At 34.7% G+C, this 18558-nt stretch carries 14 protein-coding genes and 1 tRNA gene; 8 read left to right on the top strand and 7 right to left on the bottom strand.

Going from position 1 to position 18558, the window contains the following annotated elements; translation table 11 throughout:
- Positions 1–7 precede the first annotated feature (7 nt).
- From E0I61_RS00535 to E0I61_RS00515, 5 genes are all read right to left on the bottom strand, one after another.
- Positions 8–1387, bottom strand: a complete 1380-nt coding sequence (locus E0I61_RS00535) for a porin (protein WP_131991381.1) — start codon at positions 1385–1387, stop codon at positions 8–10.
- A 101-nt stretch (positions 1388–1488) separates the two neighbouring features.
- A complete protein-coding gene (locus E0I61_RS00530; protein ID WP_131991383.1) occupies positions 1489–1908 on the bottom strand; it encodes an IS1/IS1595 family N-terminal zinc-binding domain-containing protein in 420 nt (139 codons plus the stop codon).
- A 479-nt stretch (positions 1909–2387) separates the two neighbouring features.
- The gene (locus tag E0I61_RS00525) at positions 2388–2975 is read right to left on the bottom strand and encodes a DUF4202 domain-containing protein (protein ID WP_131991385.1); all 588 of its coding nucleotides are present in this window, start codon (positions 2973–2975) and stop codon (positions 2388–2390) included.
- Between the two features lie 266 nt (positions 2976–3241).
- Positions 3242–5404 (bottom strand): S9 family peptidase, encoded by a 2163-nt coding sequence (locus E0I61_RS00520; RefSeq protein WP_132068703.1) that lies wholly within the window; start codon positions 5402–5404, stop codon positions 3242–3244.
- Positions 5405–5835: 431 nt separating this feature from the next.
- Positions 5836–5908, bottom strand: a tRNA-Phe gene (locus tag E0I61_RS00515).
- A 98-nt stretch (positions 5909–6006) separates the two neighbouring features.
- On the opposite strand from E0I61_RS00515, the gene E0I61_RS00510 reads away from it, so the two are divergent.
- From E0I61_RS00510 to E0I61_RS00485, 6 genes are all read left to right on the top strand, one after another.
- Positions 6007–6741 (top strand): type III pantothenate kinase, encoded by a 735-nt coding sequence (locus E0I61_RS00510; RefSeq protein ID WP_132068701.1) that lies wholly within the window; start codon positions 6007–6009, stop codon positions 6739–6741.
- Entirely contained in the window at positions 6734–7984 is a 1251-nt protein-coding gene (locus tag E0I61_RS00505) for a hypothetical protein (RefSeq protein ID WP_132068699.1), read from the top strand. The genes E0I61_RS00510 and E0I61_RS00505 overlap by 8 nt, the downstream gene beginning before the upstream one ends.
- Positions 7985–8031: 47 nt before the next feature.
- Positions 8032–8586, top strand: a complete 555-nt coding sequence (gene lptC / locus E0I61_RS00500; protein ID WP_131991393.1) for an LPS export ABC transporter periplasmic protein LptC — start codon at positions 8032–8034, stop codon at positions 8584–8586.
- 12 nt (positions 8587–8598) lie between these two features.
- Positions 8599–8793 (top strand): hypothetical protein, encoded by a 195-nt coding sequence (locus tag E0I61_RS00495; protein WP_131991395.1) that lies wholly within the window; start codon positions 8599–8601, stop codon positions 8791–8793.
- Between the two features lie 3 nt (positions 8794–8796).
- Positions 8797–10056 (top strand): hemolysin family protein, encoded by a 1260-nt coding sequence (locus tag E0I61_RS00490; RefSeq protein ID WP_132068697.1) that lies wholly within the window; start codon positions 8797–8799, stop codon positions 10054–10056.
- Between the two features lie 108 nt (positions 10057–10164).
- Positions 10165–12261, top strand: a complete 2097-nt coding sequence (locus E0I61_RS00485; protein WP_132068695.1) for a peptidylprolyl isomerase — start codon at positions 10165–10167, stop codon at positions 12259–12261.
- A 106-nt stretch (positions 12262–12367) separates the two neighbouring features.
- Here E0I61_RS00485 and E0I61_RS00480 read toward each other — a convergent pair whose 3' ends face one another.
- Together E0I61_RS00480 and E0I61_RS00475 are read right to left on the bottom strand one after the other, a co-directional pair.
- Positions 12368–13285: a GYDIA family GHMP kinase gene (locus E0I61_RS00480; RefSeq protein ID WP_132068693.1), complete on the bottom strand. Its 918-nt coding sequence runs from the start codon at positions 13283–13285 to the stop codon at positions 12368–12370.
- A 51-nt stretch (positions 13286–13336) separates the two neighbouring features.
- Positions 13337–14653: a hydroxymethylglutaryl-CoA reductase, degradative gene (locus tag E0I61_RS00475; protein WP_132068691.1), complete on the bottom strand. Its 1317-nt coding sequence runs from the start codon at positions 14651–14653 to the stop codon at positions 13337–13339.
- A gap of 179 nt (positions 14654–14832) precedes the next feature.
- On the opposite strand from E0I61_RS00475, the gene E0I61_RS00470 reads away from it, so the two are divergent.
- Positions 14833–17004, top strand: coding sequence for a S9 family peptidase (locus E0I61_RS00470; RefSeq protein WP_132068689.1), 2172 nt, complete (start codon positions 14833–14835; stop codon positions 17002–17004).
- 9 nt (positions 17005–17013) lie between these two features.
- The gene (locus E0I61_RS00465) at positions 17014–18558 is read left to right on the top strand and encodes a peptide MFS transporter (protein WP_131991407.1); all 1545 of its coding nucleotides are present in this window, start codon (positions 17014–17016) and stop codon (positions 18556–18558) included.

The following is an 18558-nucleotide window of genomic DNA, read 5'->3' as shown; positions in this document are numbered from 1 at the left end:
AATTAGTTTATAGATAGATTTGTAGTTGTACAATGAATTCTCCTTTTGATCCTGAGATATTAGATGGAGTAGTGTAAACGGGTCTGGTTGAATATTGTGCTGTGATTTTGGCGTGTTGTCCATCCAAGAAGAAGTTCGTCCCCAGATCAAATTGAGTACTTGATTTATCTAAAGCATCAAAATTTTTGTAGGTAAAAGCTCCAAATGGTTGTACGCGTAGTTTAGGTTTGACTGCTTTGTTGGGCAATAAAATTCCGGCTTGTGTGTACCAAATATTACCTGATCCAATCGTAGCTTGTGCATTTCCAGGACCGGCCATTGCTCTATTTCCAGTGAAGCTAGGGTCAGCAGAACCAATGTTCATGATAGCTACGTTGCGTAAATAATTTGGACCAAAATCATAGTCGTAATAAACACTGTATGCTGTTACGGCCATTTTGTTTTCTTTTTTTCCAACAGGCAAATCAAGAAAAACATCCGCTGCAAAAAGATTGATGTTGTGTTTACTGATAGTATTGTTAACAGAAGATTTAGTTGCGTCAGGCGCAGTGTAAAAACCAGCGCCAATATTGAATACTTTTTTAGTTCCAAGGTAGCTTCCTACTTTGTAAGGCAGTACATTGGCTTCTTGATCTAAAAACTGGTATTCGAAATAACCCGCTTTGGACCACTTTGTATTTCCACTATTGTCTACTGCTACAGCATTATCAGCTGAAGTTACATTCGTAGGGACTAAGTTGGTTGCAAAAGGTTTGTTGTAGCTCACACGGTATTCTAGTTTACCATATTTACCTTTGGCAAATAAGCCCATTTGTCGGGCAAACTGATCGGAGTTTTCAATTAACGGCCAGTTAAAAATTGGAGCATCAATTGTTAGAAAGTTTAATGTAGAGGCCATTGTTGCTCTGGATAATCCCATGTAGTAATGCAATCCGCCACCCATAGTCAAACTGAATTTTTTGTCTTTTTCAGGTAAAACTAAGGCGTATTCGTTCCATGCATCGTGGAAAAATATTCCTGGTTTTTTTCCGGCTCCGTACCCGCCGGTTCCTGTAGTTCCAGCAGCACCCCCATTTGTAAAGGTTTGGTTGTTGATACCAAAGTGTGTCACAATCATATATCGTTTAGATATTTGAGAATACGCCAGAAAACGCAAACGTCTGTTTCCGATATCTGTTCCAGTTGAAGCCGATTCGCCTCCAATCATTGTTCCTGGATTCATTTGGCTGGAACGAAACCATATTTGGTTCCAAGCAATGAAGCGCATGTACTTTGAACCATCTTCGTTCAAATTGAATTTCATTCCGCTACCATAATCGGTGGAGCCTTGTGAAAAACCTTTTAGGGACAATAAGAGTATTGCCGCTATAAAAAATATTTTTTTCATAAATAAGATTTGGTTGTTAAATGGTTGGTTAATAAAGCGCCAAATTCTATTATTTTATTCTAAAAAAAAAGTTAGGTATATTTATGTGTAAATGTATATAGTTAATCTTTGAAGCGCTCCCACTTTATGAGCATAAACTTATCGCCAAGTTCGGTTATTATCATACCTGCACCAGAGAGTAATTGTTTGTTTTTTAAATATTCTACCAGCTCTAAGTGACTAAAAATCTTGTAAGTAGGATGGTAGTTGGCGTGAGACGGTTTTTTTATATTGAAGGTCTTTACCCAGTTGCTTACTGTGACGTGGGAAACCCCTATAATTCGCTCTATTTCACGAAAACTCAATCCTTCGAGATATAGTTGTAATGCTTTGGTAACATAGTAATCATCGATCTTTTTGCCAATTTTATTAACCGTAAAAAAATAATTGCATTTTTTGCATAAGTACCTTTGTTTACTGTTGATTATCCCGCTTTTTATGATGTGGGTATTTTGGCATTTCGGACACGTTAAAAGTTCCATATATATAAATTTTGCATAAATATAGTAATTTAGCAACTATATAAAAGAGAATTATCTAATAAAATTGGTTTAATTTTATGAAAGGTGCATTTTTATTGAGAAAACTATGTGTGTTTGATAAATTTTATGACTTTCAAAATAAAGACTTTCCTGAAGGTCTTAGTTTGGTTTTGAAATCATTTTGTTTACAAAATATATTTTACGGAAGTTAAAATTGCATTTTTGCAAAAGGGTTATGTGAAATGATGGTGTGGTAAAAGTGTAATTGAACAATAGCATCGACACTTGTTGTAATACAACAATGTTTTGATGCTCGTGGAATAAGCCCTTTTAATTTTTGTAAATGCGCCTCTCTATATGCAAGCTGTGTTAATAGTGTCAAGGCTATGTCTATATGCGACAAATTAGTACAGTTCTTAACATTCTCTAAAGGAAAGGGTGTGTATGGATGTTGCCATTTCTTATATATAGAAATCGAATTACAATCCCAGAGCCTCTTTTATCAATTGAAAGTTTGTAGTGCTGAAGTTGATTTTTAGAGCTTCCTGATGTCCTTTTTCAGACATTTTATTCCAAGTTTTGAGAATTATATTTTTCAGTTTCTCCCTGTCGTGCTTATGAACAAAAGGGTCTAAATAGTATTCTAGAAATACCAAGCAGATTACGTCTTCCAACAGCTGTGTTTCAGTGTCTTTCTTGAGTAATTTTTTTTCGATTAGGAAAGAAACACGTGCAATGAATTCCTCGGAATAGCCTGCTTTTTTTAAAATTATAGCAGTAGTGTTAGCATGGAATTTTTTTAGATCTTCACGCCATTTTAAATAACCCACTCGATCCATTGGAAAGGACTCTCGTGCGACTTCCCATCGACAGATATGTTGCGCTTTGGAAGCAATCTGTACTTCTTCAGACGCTTCAGGATAAAAAGACATTAGTCTTTGGTACATTCGATTAGAATATAATAATTCCTTCGGATAACGTTTAGATTGATAAATTTCAATATTTGGATCTTGAGCATTTTTCGCGTCAATCCAATCAGATGTATTTTGAAATTGTGATTTTGTCATTTGAAATGTTTAAAACCAAAGGTACATTATTAATCCAAAAAGCCAATGAATACTTTGCTATCCGCTAGTTTTAAAGGGTGAATTGATTTTCAATTTGTTCCATTTGAATTTACTCCGCTTATAAGTAGAAATGGGTTTAATTGAACAGCCTATTTTTTTCGATAGTATCCATTGAACGTAGAATTCCTTTAAAAGAATTATTTCTATTTTGCGAAGGCATACATTTTGATCGGTATGCCTTTTGGTATAAAATTCATAGGTGTACTTTACTTGTCTTTATTTAACCATCTTTCGAAGAATTCAAATGTTCGTAACATTTGGTCCATTCTCTGTCGGTTGTCTCCATTTCTGGTAATTTCATGTGTTGCACCAGGGTGTACCACATACTCGACAGGACGGCCTAATACTTTAAGACTGCGAAACATCATTTCTCCTTGAACAAATCCCGTTCGACGATCGTTGCCTCCATGGAAAATAATGAATGGTGTCTTGATATTTTCAACGTATGTTAATGGGGATTCTCGTATTAGAATTTCCTTAACTTTTGGTTCCCATGGATAACCCCCAAAATAATTTGGAACGAGTCTCCATGCATTTCCTTCGCCAAAAAAAGTGGGAAGATCATAAACACCACGTTGTGCGCAGGCGGCTTTAAAGCGATTGTCATGACTGATAATCCATGCTGTAAGATAGCCGGCATACGACCCTCCTGTTATTAGTAATTTCGATGGGTCAGCCCAGCCCTGATCTATGGTTTTGTCTAGAGCCGTAAGTACATCGCTGGAAGGACCTTTGCCCCAATCATTGACATTACCTCTTAAAAAATCTAAACCGTAACCGCCGGAACCTCTTGGATTGCTGTAAACAACGCCGTACCCTTTACTACAGAAATATTGGTATTCGTGCCACATACTTTCTTCTCCTGGTCCCCACATGGCTGAGGGGCCGCCGTGAATTTCTAACAATAGCGGATATTTTTCTCCTTCTTGATACTGGGTAGGCTTCATTACCCAATACTCAATGGTCATGCCTGCGTCATTGATAAAAGTTTTCTTTTCCGGAAAGGATAATTTCTTATTTAGTAGCCAGTCATTAAGATTGCTTCCTTTCTTTTCTTTTTTGAAATTAGTATTTGCAAAATACAGCTCAGAAGGATTTGATACCTGTGTCTTAGAATAAACAAGAGTGTTATTTGAAATATCAAAACTTGTAATGCCAACTTCGCTACTGGATAATGGCTCTATATTTTTGGTGTTTATATTGAGCCTGTTCAAGATGTTTCCTCCATTACTTTGTCCTGTGAAGTATAGATATTTATCATCCTTACTCCAGGTAAGATTTGTTTTATTGCGGTCGAAAGGAAAGGTTTTGATGTCTTTTTCGGTTCCATTAAGTGGCATTATTGCTAACGTAGGTACTGATATAAAAGAGGTGTTGCTATAGAGGAAAGCCAACCATTTGCCAGAATGTGATACAGATGCATTGCTGTATTTTTTATCTTTTTCGCCTAAAATCATTTTAAAATTACCACCATCACTATCCGCTATATAAATTTCGCTTTCTAATGAACGGTCTGGGTTCTCTGTACTATCAATATTTCCCGAAAACACAATTTGTTTGCCGTCTGGTGTGTATTCAGCATTAGTGAAACTATAAAAGCCTTTTGTTAATAAACGGGGTTTGGCATTTGCATTGGTATTAATGTCAAAAAAGTGATTGAAATTTATTTCAGAAGAAATAACTGACTCATTTTGAAAGTTCAATTTATTTAGTACAATAGCTTTTTTATCCGTAGCATTTTTATCCAAATAAGCCCTTATTTCAGATAAACTTCCGTCGGGGTCTAGTCGAGCTTTATTAGGCAACAAATGTTCATTTTTGTCAAAACCTGGTTTTTCCATTGTCCAAGTTGGTGTTGAAAAAGATTTGTTTAACGTAGAATCTTTGAGTAGTTCTTGAAATGAGATATTGGAAGAAAACATTAATTTTTTTCCGTCTGGGGACCATTTCGGATTGTTTGCCCCGTATTTATGGCTTGTCAATTGGATTGGTTCTCCTCCTTCAATTGACAGAATAAAAATCTGAGAGTTGTTGTCTATCATTCGTGTAAAAGCCAGTCGTTTCCCATCAGGGCTCCATGCAGGTTTTGTAGCACCTTCTTTGGAAGTAGTGAGTTGTATTGGAGGTGAGGTGTTTGATGGAGAAGCACTATAGATTTGGGTCAGATACTTGTAATCTAACTTGTTGTTTTCATCAGCTTCAATAGCGGTAACAGTGAAGGCTGCTTTTGATCCGTCTTTAGTAAGCGTTACATTTCCAACAGTTTTAATTTTTAACAGATCCGTCAGGTTAATAGCCTCTTTCCCATTTTGAGCAATGGCAGATTGTAGTGTAGTAATAAAAAACAGTAAAATTGAAAGTTTTCTCATAATTGTAATTTTGTAGCTAAACTTTATTTGATACTGTGTTTCTAATATTTGCAACAGATAGTGCTGTGTCAAATTTTAATTGTGTTGATCGAATAAAGGCGAGACTTGGGTTTTAGTAAATATATAAAAGTATGGGAAATCTGCGGAGTATTATTCATTGTTTTTTATTTCTTGGAATATGCTTAAGGTAATTCTAAAGAAGGAATTACTTTAATTTTATAACGAGCAGAAAATATTTTCGATATTTCAAGGGGATTATTTTAAAGATGGTAGCATGCTAGACAAAATAACACTAAATGATGATTTGTAAAAGAGTATTATTTGTGTTGTAAAACAGGAAGAATAAATGATTCAAGCAATTGTCAGTAATCTAATAGGTCCAAAAACAAAAAATCCCTAAATCCTGATTAAAGGGTTAGGGAAATTTTTTGTGGTACCTCCAGGGATCGAACCAGGGACACATGGATTTTCAGTCCATTGCTCTACCATCTGAGCTAAGGTACCGCGCTATTGCGGGTGCAAATATAGAATGATTTTTAGTTTATCCAAAACATTTTTTAAAAAAAATCAATTCGTACCTTCGCAGCATCAAAAAACAAATTATGATTTTAGTTATCGATGTTGGAAATACCAGAATTAAAGGCGCTGTTTTTGAGGGCGCTATACTTTTTGAAGTCTTTGTTTTTTCTAAAATAGAACTTGAAAAAAATATTGAAAATATTTTAAAAAAATTTGAAAAAATAACTGATTTGATCGTTTCATCTGTTGGAGATGTCGAAAAACAGTCTTTTTTAGCCTATGATAAAGTGCTAAATGTGCATTTTCTATCCCATGAAGATCCTTTTCCGTTCCATAATTGCTATTCGACTCCTAAAACTTTGGGAATTGACAGAATGGTTCTTGCCGCAGGAGCAACGCTTCAGTTTCCAAATCAGAATCGATTAGTTATTGATGCAGGGACTTGTGTAACGTATGATTTTATTGATCAGCAAAATAATTATTTGGGCGGAGCTATTGCGCCAGGATTGCGATTGCGGTACGAAGCGTTGCATAATTTTACGGCTAAACTTCCTTTGTTATCATTAGAAAGTCCAAAAGATTTAATTGGAACATCTACTTCTGAATCAATTCATTCTGGTGTGGTTAACGGTTTCGTCTATGAGATTGACGGTTTTATCGAGGAGTATAAAGCAAGGTATTCAAATTTTATAATAATTTTAACGGGTGGCGACACAGATTTTTTGGCTAAACGATTAAAAAATACCATATTTGCCAATTCAAATTTTCTTCTGGAAAGTTTGAACCAAACATTTCAATATAAAATCAAAAATGATTAAAAAAATTATAATAAGCGCATGCTTGCTTTTATCATTAGTGTCTTTTGCTCAAGAAGGAACATCTTCTCCATATTCTTTTTACGGAATAGGGGATGTAAGATTCAAAGGAACGCTCGAAAACCGCTCTATGGCAGGAGTAGCTGTTGAGCAGGATAGTATACACATGAACTTACAAAATCCAGCCAGTTACGCGAGTCTTAAATTAACTACTTTTACTTTAGGAGGAACTTATGGAACTACAACTTTAAAAAACAATACTGAATCTGCAAATGCCAGAAGAACTACTTTGGATTATTTGGCAGTTGGTTTGCCTTTTGGTAAGTTTGGGTTAGGTTTTGGATTGATTCCGTATTCTTCTGTTGGGTATAAAATTGAATCTATTTCAGAAAATGGAACAGAAAACAACAAACGGTTTAACGGCACAGGTGGTTTGAATAAAGCTTTTTTGGGTTTAGGATATAAAATTGCTCCAAATTTCAGCGTTGGTGCCGATGTGAATTATAATTTTGGTAAAATTGAAACAAATAGTCTTGAATTTATTAATGGAGTTCCTATTGGGACGCGCGAATTGAATTCAGCAGATTTATCAGGAGTGAATTTTAATCTTGGAATGATGTATCAAACCAAGATTTACAAAAAAATATCTGTTTTTAGTAGTTTAACATATTCATTGGAAAGCACTTTAACATCTAAAAATACAAGAAATATTTCGACAGTAATCTATAATTCAAATTTTGATTTGGCTGTAGTTGATGCTCTTGATGATGTTAAAACAGAAAAAAGTATAACAATGCCAAGTAAAATATCGTTAAGCGCGGGAATTGGAGAGGCTAAAAAATGGCTTCTTGGGGGTAAGATTTCTTATGGTAAAACTTCAGGTCAGGCAAACGATTATAATGACGAAGCGAATGTAGGTTATGGAAAATATGGCAGCGTTAGTTTAGGAGGATATTACGTTCCTAATTACAATTCGTTTTCTAGTTATGCAAAAAGAATTGTTTACAGAGCCGGTATTAAATATGAAAAAACAGGATTGGTTATCAACTCAGAATCTATAAATGATATGGGGTTAACTTTTGGTTTAGGACTTCCGATAACGGGTAGTTTCTCAAATGTTAATTTTGGTTTGGAGTTAGGAAAAAAAGGAACTACAAAAGCAAATCTTGTTCAGGAGAACTATGCAAACTTAAGTGTGAGTTTTTCACTTAATGACAGGTGGTTTGAAAAACGAAAATTCAACTAAAAACAAGAATTGGTACTATTGCCAAATTTCTTCGCCAAGTTCAGCGTATGACTTTAGTCAAAAAATATTATATTAAATCAGTTGTCACAGTTTTTGCTGTGACACTGTTTTTTGGTTGCGAAAGTAATTTTAAGGAAATTCAGAAGATTAATTTTTCGGAATTTATTCCTACCAGTGACGCTGATATAGTAAATTTGAAATACACTGATTCGGGACGAATTACTGCAATTCTGGTAAGTCCTAAAATGTTGGATTATTCCAGTGTTGATTTTCCTTTCACGGAATTTCCAAAAGGGATTGATGTTACTTTATTCGATAAAAAAGCGAAGAAAACATTTATAAAATCCAATTATGCCATTTCGTATAAAGGAACCAGCATCATTGATTTACAAGGAAAAGTAAAAATTTTCACGGAAGACGGTCAGACGCTAGAAACGGAGCAGTTGTATTTTGATCAAAAAAATGAATGGTTCTTTACGGAAAGAAAGTTTAAATTTACGGATCCAAAAGGAACTTCAAACGGGCAAGGAATCGATTTTAGCAAAGATTTCAAAGTGATTAATTCTCAAAAAATAACAGGCGAAATAGAATCCGCCGATTAATACAAATACATTATGAATTACCTAAAATATACACAATACGTTTATCTTGTTTTTGGCGCCTATTTCATTTATGATGGTGTCACTAAATTAAAAGATCCTGCAGGAACGCCTTGGTTGAGTTTCATGATTGCAGGATTGGCTATTTTCATGTTTTTCTTTAGAAGAAAATTTGCCAAAAAATTTGATGATCGAAACAAAAAATCCTAATTAATGGAAATTAGTATTATCATATTGTGTCTAATACTAAGTGCTTTTTTTTCAGGAATGGAGATAGCCTTTGTCTCTTCCAATAAAATTTATCTTGAAATTGAAAAAAAACAAGATAATTTCGTTTCAAAAATACTTACAAAGCTTACTGAAAAGCCTACTAATTTTATAGTAACTATGCTTATTGGAAATACTATAGCGATGGTGGTCTATGGTTTTTTTATGGGAGAATTATTGATACGGTGGTTTGCTGCTTTAGGATATCATTTTTCAGATTGGTTAAGTTTAGTGCTTCAAATTTTGGTTTCGACACTGGTGATGTTGATTACTGCCGAATTTCTTCCTAAAGTTTTTTTTCAAATTTATGCGAACTCATTAATTAAGGTTTTTGCAATTCCGGCGTATGTTTTTTATAAATTTTTCTATTTTATTTCTACCTTTTTTATTGGGATTTCTGATTTTATTTTAAGGAAATTCTTTAAAACGGAAGGGGATACTATTCAGTTGTATTTCAGTAAAATAGAACTTGGAAATTACATTACGGAGCAAATGAGTACAATTGAGGATAATGAAATGGTAGATTCTGAAATACAGATGTTTCAAAATGCCTTAGAATTTTCTGGCGTGAAAGCCAGAGATGTGATGAGTCCGCGAACAGAAATTATTGCAGTTGATGTATTCGGTTCAATCGAAGAACTGAAGCAGTTATTCATAGAAACAGGGTATTCTAAAATAGTGGTGTATCAAAATTCTCTTGATGATATCATCGGTTACGTTCATTCGTTTGATTTGTTTAAAAAACCAAATAACATCAAGGAAATTGTGATTTCGGTTGAGTTTGTTCCGGAAACAATATTCATAAAAGATGCCATGAATTTGCTTACTAAAAAGCGTAAAAGCGTCGCAGTAGTATTAGATGAATACGGAGGGACGTCTGGAATTATTACTATAGAAGATATTGTAGAAGAACTTTTTGGTGAAATTGAAGACGAGCACGATTCAGACGAAGAATTGGTAGAAAAAAAATTGGGAGAAGGAGTTTTTGTTTTTTCAACCCGTTTTGATGTTGAATATTTGAACGATACCTATAAGCTTGCAATTCCCGAAAGTGATTCTTACGGGACACTTGGAGGGTTTATAGTAGATTTTACAAAAGAAATCCCTCAAAAAGGCGAGACAATTACCATAGGCAGCTATCATTTTATAATTGAAGAAGCCACAAATAAGAAAATAGAATTAGTAAAAATGACCGTACAAGAGTGATTTTTTTTAGCAAAATAAAATTTCTTGCAAAATAAAACGCTACTAGTATAATTATTAATTAGATAATTGTATTTTCGCAAACTGAATATAAAAATTAACAACAATAAAATGGCAGTTTTACAAAAAATTAGACAACGTTCACTTCTTCTGATACTCGTTATTGGGTTTTGTTTATTAGCATTTATCATAGGTGATATATTCAACAGCGGTGGTTTCAGTAGTACATCAAAAGATGTAGGAAGCATCGATGGGAAAGATATTTCATTTGAAGATTTTAGAGTTAAAGTAAGTAATGTTGAAAAAAGTGGTCAAGGGATTACTTCAACAGCAGCTGCAAACAGAGTTTGGGAACAAGAAGTTTCTATAGCTTTACTAACTTCTGAATTTGATAAATTAGGACTTAGAGTAGGTGAAAAACACTTATTGGAAGTTTTGAAAGCAGATCAAAATATTGGTGGAAACCCATTGTTTTTAAATGCTGCCGGTGTTTTTGACGTTGCAAAATTCAAAGAATACTTCAAAGCTAATCCTGCGCAAGCTCAATTCTTGAAAGAGAGAGAGAAAGATGCTGATTTGAACGCTAAATATCAAATGTATAACACTTTGATTAAAGCAGCAGTTTATACAACTGAAAGCGAAGGAAAGTTGAAATATGAAATGGAAGCTAACAAAGTAAACTTTGCTTACGTTGCAGGTTTATATTCTACAATTAAAGACAGTGAAGTAAAAATTACTGATGCTGAAATTGTTGATTTCATGAAGAAAAATGAAAAAAAATACAAAGCTGACGAATCTCGTGAAGTAGAATATGTTTTGATCGAAGACAAAGCTTCTGCAGCGGATGAAACGGAAGTAAAATCAAAAATAAATGCATTGTTAACCGGAAGTGTGGTGTACAACCAGGCTACAGGTAAAAACGATACTTTGCCAGGATTTAGAACAACGACGAACACAGTAGAATTCGTTAATTCAAATTCAGATGTTCCTTATGATTCAACCTACATTGCTAAAAAAGATTTACCGGCTGTAGATGCTGATAAATTGTTTAACCTTGCTCCAGGTGCAGTTTATGGACCATACATGTTTGGGAAATACTACTGTATTTCAAAATCGATGGGAATGAAATCAGGAGTTAATGCTAAAGCAAGTCATATTTTAATTGGTTACGAAGGAACACAGGTTCCAAACCAAAAAGAAAAAAGAACAAAAGAACAAGCAAAAGCAAAGGCAGAAAGTATTTTGGCACAAGTAAATGCTAATCCAGATAGTTTCATGATGTTGGCTTTCACAAGTTCTGATGATTCATCAGCACAACAAGGCGGTGATTTAGGTTATTTTGGCCCAAACCAAATGGTGAAACCATTTAATGATTTTGTTTTTAGTAACGGTATCGGAAAAGTTGGTTTAGTAGAAACTGAATTTGGTTTTCATATTATTAAAATTACGGACAAACAAGACGGAATTCGTTTGGCTACTGTGGCTCAGAAAATTGAAGCTTCAGAAGCAACTTCTGACAAAATATTTACTCAGGCAACTAAATTAGAAATGGATGCTGCAGATAAAGATTTTAATAAAGTAGCAAAAGAAATGGCCCTTAAGGTTTCTCCGGCTGTTTCTGTAAAAGGAATGGATGAAAACTTTGGAACACTAGGAAATCAAAGAACAATCGTAAGATGGGCTTTTGAGGATGGAGTTAAAGTAGGAGCTGTAAAAAGATTTGAAGTAGCTAATGTAGGTCACGTGATCGCAAAATTGAAAAGTATTGACGATTCTGGTTTAGTAGCTGTTTCTGTAGCTAGACCTTATGTGGAGCCAATTCTTAAAAACAAGAAAAAAGCAGAACTTATCAAAGCAAAAATGTCAGGTTCTTCTCTTGAAGCAATTGCAAAAGCAGTAGGAGGAACAGTGCAACAAGCAGCTGGTCTTACTATGGAAAACACTATGTTGCCAGGTGTTGGTCAAGAGCCAAAAGTAGTTGGAAATGCATTTGCATTAGCTGCGAACAAATTGTCTGCCCCAATTGAAGGAAATACAGGAATTTATGTGGTGAAAAATATGAGCACAGTAAAAGCGCCAGTTCTAAAAAGCCATGCTGCTTATGTAACTAAATTAAAAGCACAAAGCGCTTCAGATGCAAATAGAGTTGTCCCTGCATTGAAAGCTAACGCTAAAATTGAAGATAACAGAAAAGATTTCAATTACTAATTTTCTAAGAAGTAATTAATCAAAATAAAAATCCCGATATATGCTGAATGTATCGGGATTTTTATTTTAATATAGTTTTTTTGAAAGTTTTGATTAATTATAAAAACTAAGACAATATCATTTCATTATAAGGAACGATAGTTTTATATCCTTTTGAAATAAAATAGTCGCTGGGATTTTTAGTTGCAATCGCCATGACAAAATCGCCTCCCCAGGCGCCTAGACTTTTTATTACGCCATTAAAATCAGGAAACAAGGATTCTTTTATAGTGTGTGTTTCCAGAATAATGCTCATTTGTACTTCGTGTTTTTGTAGTGCTGTAGCAAAAGATTGAAGCGTAGTGGAACTTAAAACTTCTGAAGTTATCTGATCATTTAAAGCAATGGTTTTGGCCAGATTATTTTTTTTATTAATGTTGTAAGCCGCTATTGCGGCTTTACTGCTTTGTTTTTTGTTGAGATATACAAAGTATATGTGTTGTGAGAATTCAGGATTAAAGGGTACTTTTTCAACGATAGGAATACCTTGTTCCAAATGATATACAATAGGAGTGTCATTTTGTGCGCATGCTATATCGTAGCCGCTTCCTCCAAAACTGTTTTTAAGCAGTGTAAAGGCATCGATTTGCAACCATTGGGCAATATTATTTATCAGAGTCGATGACGTCCCCAGACCCCAGCTTTTAGTGAATCCAAGTTCAGTGGTAATGCGGTATCCGTCTGAATTTAAAATAAAACCAGAATTTAATTTAAAAGCTTCGTGTAAAATGGTCGTAAGTGTAGCCTTAACCGATTCGTTTTCAGTAGTGGCTTCCTTGGTGATATCAGAAAATAAAATAGTGTCTTCAAACCAAATACTTCTATCCGCATCATAGCTTTTCCAAATGATTTCCTTGTTACTTCCTTTTTCTATAATGAGGTTTTGTCCCATTTTTGTAGGTAATGCAAAGGCTTTTGCGCCATCAAGAACTAGATATTCTCCTGTAATTAAAAGTTTTCCGTTACTGTAGAATGTTTTTTTCATTGTCTTTGCGAGGAACGAAGCAATCTTATTTTTTGTTGCTTCAAGATAAAATTATTTTCTTAAACTTTCAATATAGGTGCCTACAGCGCTATGCGAAACGGTATTTTTTTTGAAATATTTCTGGATTAAAATACGTTCTTCATCATTCGCTTCAAACTGGTTGATGATGTTGTTTAAATGCATTTTCATGTGTCCTTCCTGGATTCCTGTTGTAGTCAAGGAGCGCAAAGCGGCAAAGTTTTGGGCCAAACCGGCTACGGCTACAAACTGCATTAATTCCTTGGCAGAAGGGTTTTCCAGCATTTCCAATGATAATTTTACCAACGGATGCAGGGAAGTCAAACCGCCAACAGTTCCTAATGCTAAAGGGATTTCCAACCAAAAAGTAAAAACGCCATTTTCGATTTTGGCATGGGAAAGACTAGAATATTTTCCGTTTCGGGAGGCATACGCATGAATTCCTGCTTCGACGGCGCGGAAATCATTTCCTGTTGCCAAAACGACGGCGTCTACTCCGTTCATGATTCCTTTGTTGTGCGTTACGGCACGATAAGGCTCGACTTCGGCGATTTGAACGGCTTGCACGAATTTCTCGGCAAATTCTTGAGGATTCTGAATGTGTTTTTCAGATAATTCTTCTATCGGGCAAGAAACTTCGGCTCTTACGATGCAATTTGGAACATAATTCGAGAGAATACTCATCACCACTTCAATATTTTTTTCAGTTTCCGTGAATAAATCATAGTTGTGCGCTTCATCTTTTAACGTTTTGGCAAATTGTTCCAGACAAGAGTTGATAAAATTCGCTCCCATGCTGTCTTTGGTTTCAAAAGTGGCATGCAGCTGAAAATAATTGGGTAATAAATCAGTTTTGTCTTTTAGAGTAATGTCTAAAATTCCGCCACCGCGTTTTTGCATATTTGTTGTAATCGATTCTGTTTCTGAGAAAAATTTATTTTTGTTTTGGGCAAAAAATAAATTCAGTTTTGAAACATCTCCTTTGTAGATAAAATGTACCTGACCAATTTTTTCGGTGTTGATTACGGTTGCTTTAAACCCGCCACGCGTGGACCAAAATTTAGCAGCTTTTGCGGCAGCGGCAACAACAGAACTTTCTTCAATGGCCATGGGAATGGTGCTGTATTTTCCATTAATTAGAAAATTTGGAGCAACTCCCAGTGGAATGTAGAAATTAGTTATCGTGTTTTCGATGAATTCATCGTGTAATTTCTGTATTTTTTCATCAGAATTCCAGTAATTTTTCAGCAAGGCGACGGCTTCTGTAGGTGTTGAAAAATATTGATTGGCAATCCATTTAATTTTTTCTTCTTTGGATAATTTAGAAAATCCGCTAATGGCCTTATTCATTCTCAATTGATTATAGTATGTATGCGTGCAAATATACGCTTTTAGCCGTTTTGTTAACAATCATATTATCCTCAATAAATAGGCATTAAAAATATTGTTTTTAACATTTAACACATAGAATGTAAAATTATTGTAAATTTTTCACTAAAATTGACGGTTTTTATATTTAAATAAATATCATGTATTCGAAAAAAATTATTGCATTATTTTTATTCTTGTGTTTTACTGTTGTCGGCCAACAAAAAATCACAATTGATGAAATTTACAACGGCACATTTCGTGCGCAAGGAATGGATGAATTACAGTCCATGAAAAATACAAATCAATATACGGTATTGAATTTAGACAGCCAGTCAAGAAGTGTGCAAATCGATTTGTATGATTTTGCGACTTTAAAAAAAACAGCTACACTTATAGATACAAAATCCCACAAGGATTTATCAAATGGGATTGACAGTTACACGTTCGATGCTTCAGAAAAAATGATTTTATTAGCTTGTAATACAAATAAGATTTTCCGTCACTCGTTTACTGCTGATTATTATTTGTACGATATAGCCAATAAACAATTAAAAAAGTTATTTGATTTTCAGGTGCAGGAACCCACTTTTTCGCCGGACGGAAAAAAGATAGCGTACGCCAAAGAAAATAATCTGTATGTGTATGATTTAGCGTCTAATAAATCGACTCCAATAACTACAGACGGACAAAAAAACAGTATTATTAACGGTATTACGGATTGGGTTTACGAAGAAGAATTTGCTTTTGTGAAAGCTTTTGATTGGAGCGCTGACAGCAAAAAAGTGGCCTATATTCGTTTTGACGAAAGTCAGGTTCCTGAATTTTCGATGTCAATGTTTGGAAAAGAGTTGTATCCAATGGTGCAAACGTTTAAATATCCAAAAGCCGGAGAGAAGAATGCTTTAGTTTCTCTGCATATATATGATGTAAATTCGAATGAGGTAAAAAATATAAATCTGGGGAATTACGATGATTTTTATATTGCCAGAATGAAATGGACGAATGATGCGAATACATTATCTGCTCAGGTATTGAATCGTCATCAAAACAATTTGGATTTGTTGTTTATCGATGGTAACTCAGGAGCTGCAAAAGTAGTTTTGAACGAAAAAGACAAAGCATATATTGATGTTACAGATAACTTGACTTTCTTGAAAGACAACAGTTTTATTTGGACCAGCGAGAAAGATGGTTTCAATCATATTTATTTATATGACAAGAATGGAAAATTAAAAAATCAGGTGACCAAAGGAAAATGGGAAGTGACTAATTATTATGGTTTAGACCAAAAGACAAATACGGTTTTCTATCAGTCTGTTGAAAATGGATCGATTAATAGAGATGTATACAGAATAGGTCTTGACGGGAAAAATAAAGTGCGATTGTCACAAAATACAGGAACGAATGCAGCGACATTCAGTCCGAATTTTCAATACTACATCAACACGTTTTCTAGCGCGTCTCAACCTACGACTTATACGTTGAACGAAGCTAAAGCTGGAAAACAAGTTCAGGTTATTGAAAACAATGAATCATTGGCTGTAAAACTAAAAGGGTATAATTTACCGGCTAAAGAGTTTTTTGTTTTAAAAACAGAAAAAGGAAATGAGCTAAATGCTTGGATTATGAAGCCGAAAGATTTTGATCCAACTAAAAAATATCCTGTTTTCATGTTCCAGTATTCTGGCCCTGGTTCTCAGCAGGTTGTAAACGGATGGGGAAGTTCTAATGAATACTGGTTTATGATGTTAACGCAACAAGGTTATATTGTAGCTTGTGTTGACGGTCGTGGGACAGGTTTTAAAGGTGCCGATTTTAAGAAGGTGACTCAAAAACAGTTAGGGAAATACGAAGTGGAAGATCAAATTGATGCTGCCAAAGTAATAGGAAATTACTCATTTGTAGATAAATCTAGAATTGGTATATTTGGCTGGTCGTATGGTGGTTTTATGGCGTCTAATTGTATCATGAAAGGAAATGATGTTTTCAAAATGGCAATTGCTGTAGCTCCGGTTACGAACTGGCGTTTTTATGACAGTGTGTACACGGAACGTTACATGCAGACACCACAGGAAAATGCAAGCGGATACGATGATAATTCACCTATAAATCATGTGGGTAAATTGAAAGGAAAATTTCTTTTGATTCATGGTTCGGGAGATGATAATGTTCATGTTCAGAACTCCATGCAAATGATGGAAGCGTTGATTCAGGCCAACAAACAATTTGATTCACAAATATATCCTGATAAAGCCCACGGGATTTCAGGGGGTAAAACCAGAATTCAATTGTATACTAAAATGACTAATTTTATCAAAGAAAATTTATAACAGCGCTTTATGACAAACGACTCATTGAATAAGGAAGAATTTTTTGGACATCCAAAGGCGCTTTTTATATTGTTTTTTACCGAAATGTGGGAACGCTTCTCCTTTTATGGAATGAAAGCCCTGTTGATTTTTTACCTGACAAAGTACCATTTGTTTTCGGATACTTCTGGGAATTTACTGATTGGGAGCTACGCTGCTTTAGTGTATGCAGTGCCAGTTTTAGGTGGTTTTATAGCCGATAGATATCTGGGATTTAGAAAAGCCATTGTTTTTGGTGGGATTATGTTGGTTTTGGGTCATATAGGAATGGCTTATGAAGGGAATGCCGCCACACAATCCATGACCGGCGAAATTACGCGGGACAATACATCCTTACAAATATTTTATTTTTCACTTTCCTTAATAATTGTCGGGGTCGGTTTTCTAAAAGCCAATATATCTTCATTAGTGGGGGAATTGTATGAAACAGGAGATAAAAGAAGAGATTCTGGATTCACTTTGTTTTACATGGGAATCAACTTGGGGTCTTTTATGGCTACACTAATTTGTGGTTGGCTTGGAGAAACTTATGGATGGAGTTATGGTTTTGCAGCAGCCGGTATCGGAATGTTTTTTGGACTAATGACTTTTATTTCCGGAAAGAAATTATTAATGGGGAAAGGGGAAACTACCGTTCCTGAAATTCTGGAAAAAAAATCCTTCGGGATAAAGAACGAATGGCTAATCTATTTGTTAAGCGCGTCATCTGCATTGATTTTTTGGCAAATGGTGCAGCGACATGAAGTGGTTTCCTATTCGTTGATGGTTGCTGGTGCAGTTTCGTTTATTTATATTGTCTATTATGCCGTTACTCAACTGGATAAAAAAGCAAGAGAGCAATTAATGGCTTTAACCATTTTGATTGTTTTTACGATTATCTTTTGGGCATTATTTGAACAAGCTTATACTTCATTAAATTTATTTGCAGACCGCATTTTAGACAGAACAGTTTTTGGATATACCATAACCGCTAGCCAATTTTTGAGTTTTAATGCATTGTTTATTATTTTATTAGCCCCAGTTTTTGCTTGGTTGTGGGTAAAGCTAGGGAAATACAATCCAAATACTGCAGTGAAATTTTCAATAGCATTGTTGTTGGTAGGTTTAGGTTTTGGGTCTTTGGTTTTAGGAATTAGTTTGTCAGGGATGGGGAAAGTAGCCATGATTTGGTTGATTCTTACGTACCTTTTACATACTTGTGGGGAATTATGCTTGTCACCGGTAGGACTTTCTGCAGTGACTAAATTATCTCCGGTAAAAATCGTTGGGTTCATGATGGGAGTTTGGTTTTTGGCAACAGCCAGTTCTGAATTTATTGCTTCCATTTTAGCTAATATCGCTTCTGTAGATACTTCAAATGGTACAGCACCCGATTTAAATTTAGCAAAACAGAGTTACTTAGTACTTTTTGAATATTTATTTTATACAGGACTTGGTTTTGGATTACTGCTATTGGTACTTTCGCCAATAATAAAAAAATTAATGCACGGAGTTGACAAAGAATTAAACAATTAA

This window comes from Flavobacterium ranwuense (assembly GCF_004349315.1).
Lineage (GTDB): Bacteria > Bacteroidota > Bacteroidia > Flavobacteriales > Flavobacteriaceae > Flavobacterium > Flavobacterium ranwuense.
Note: the sequence above shows the minus strand (reverse complement) of the source record. Positions and strands in the feature narration are given on the sequence as shown.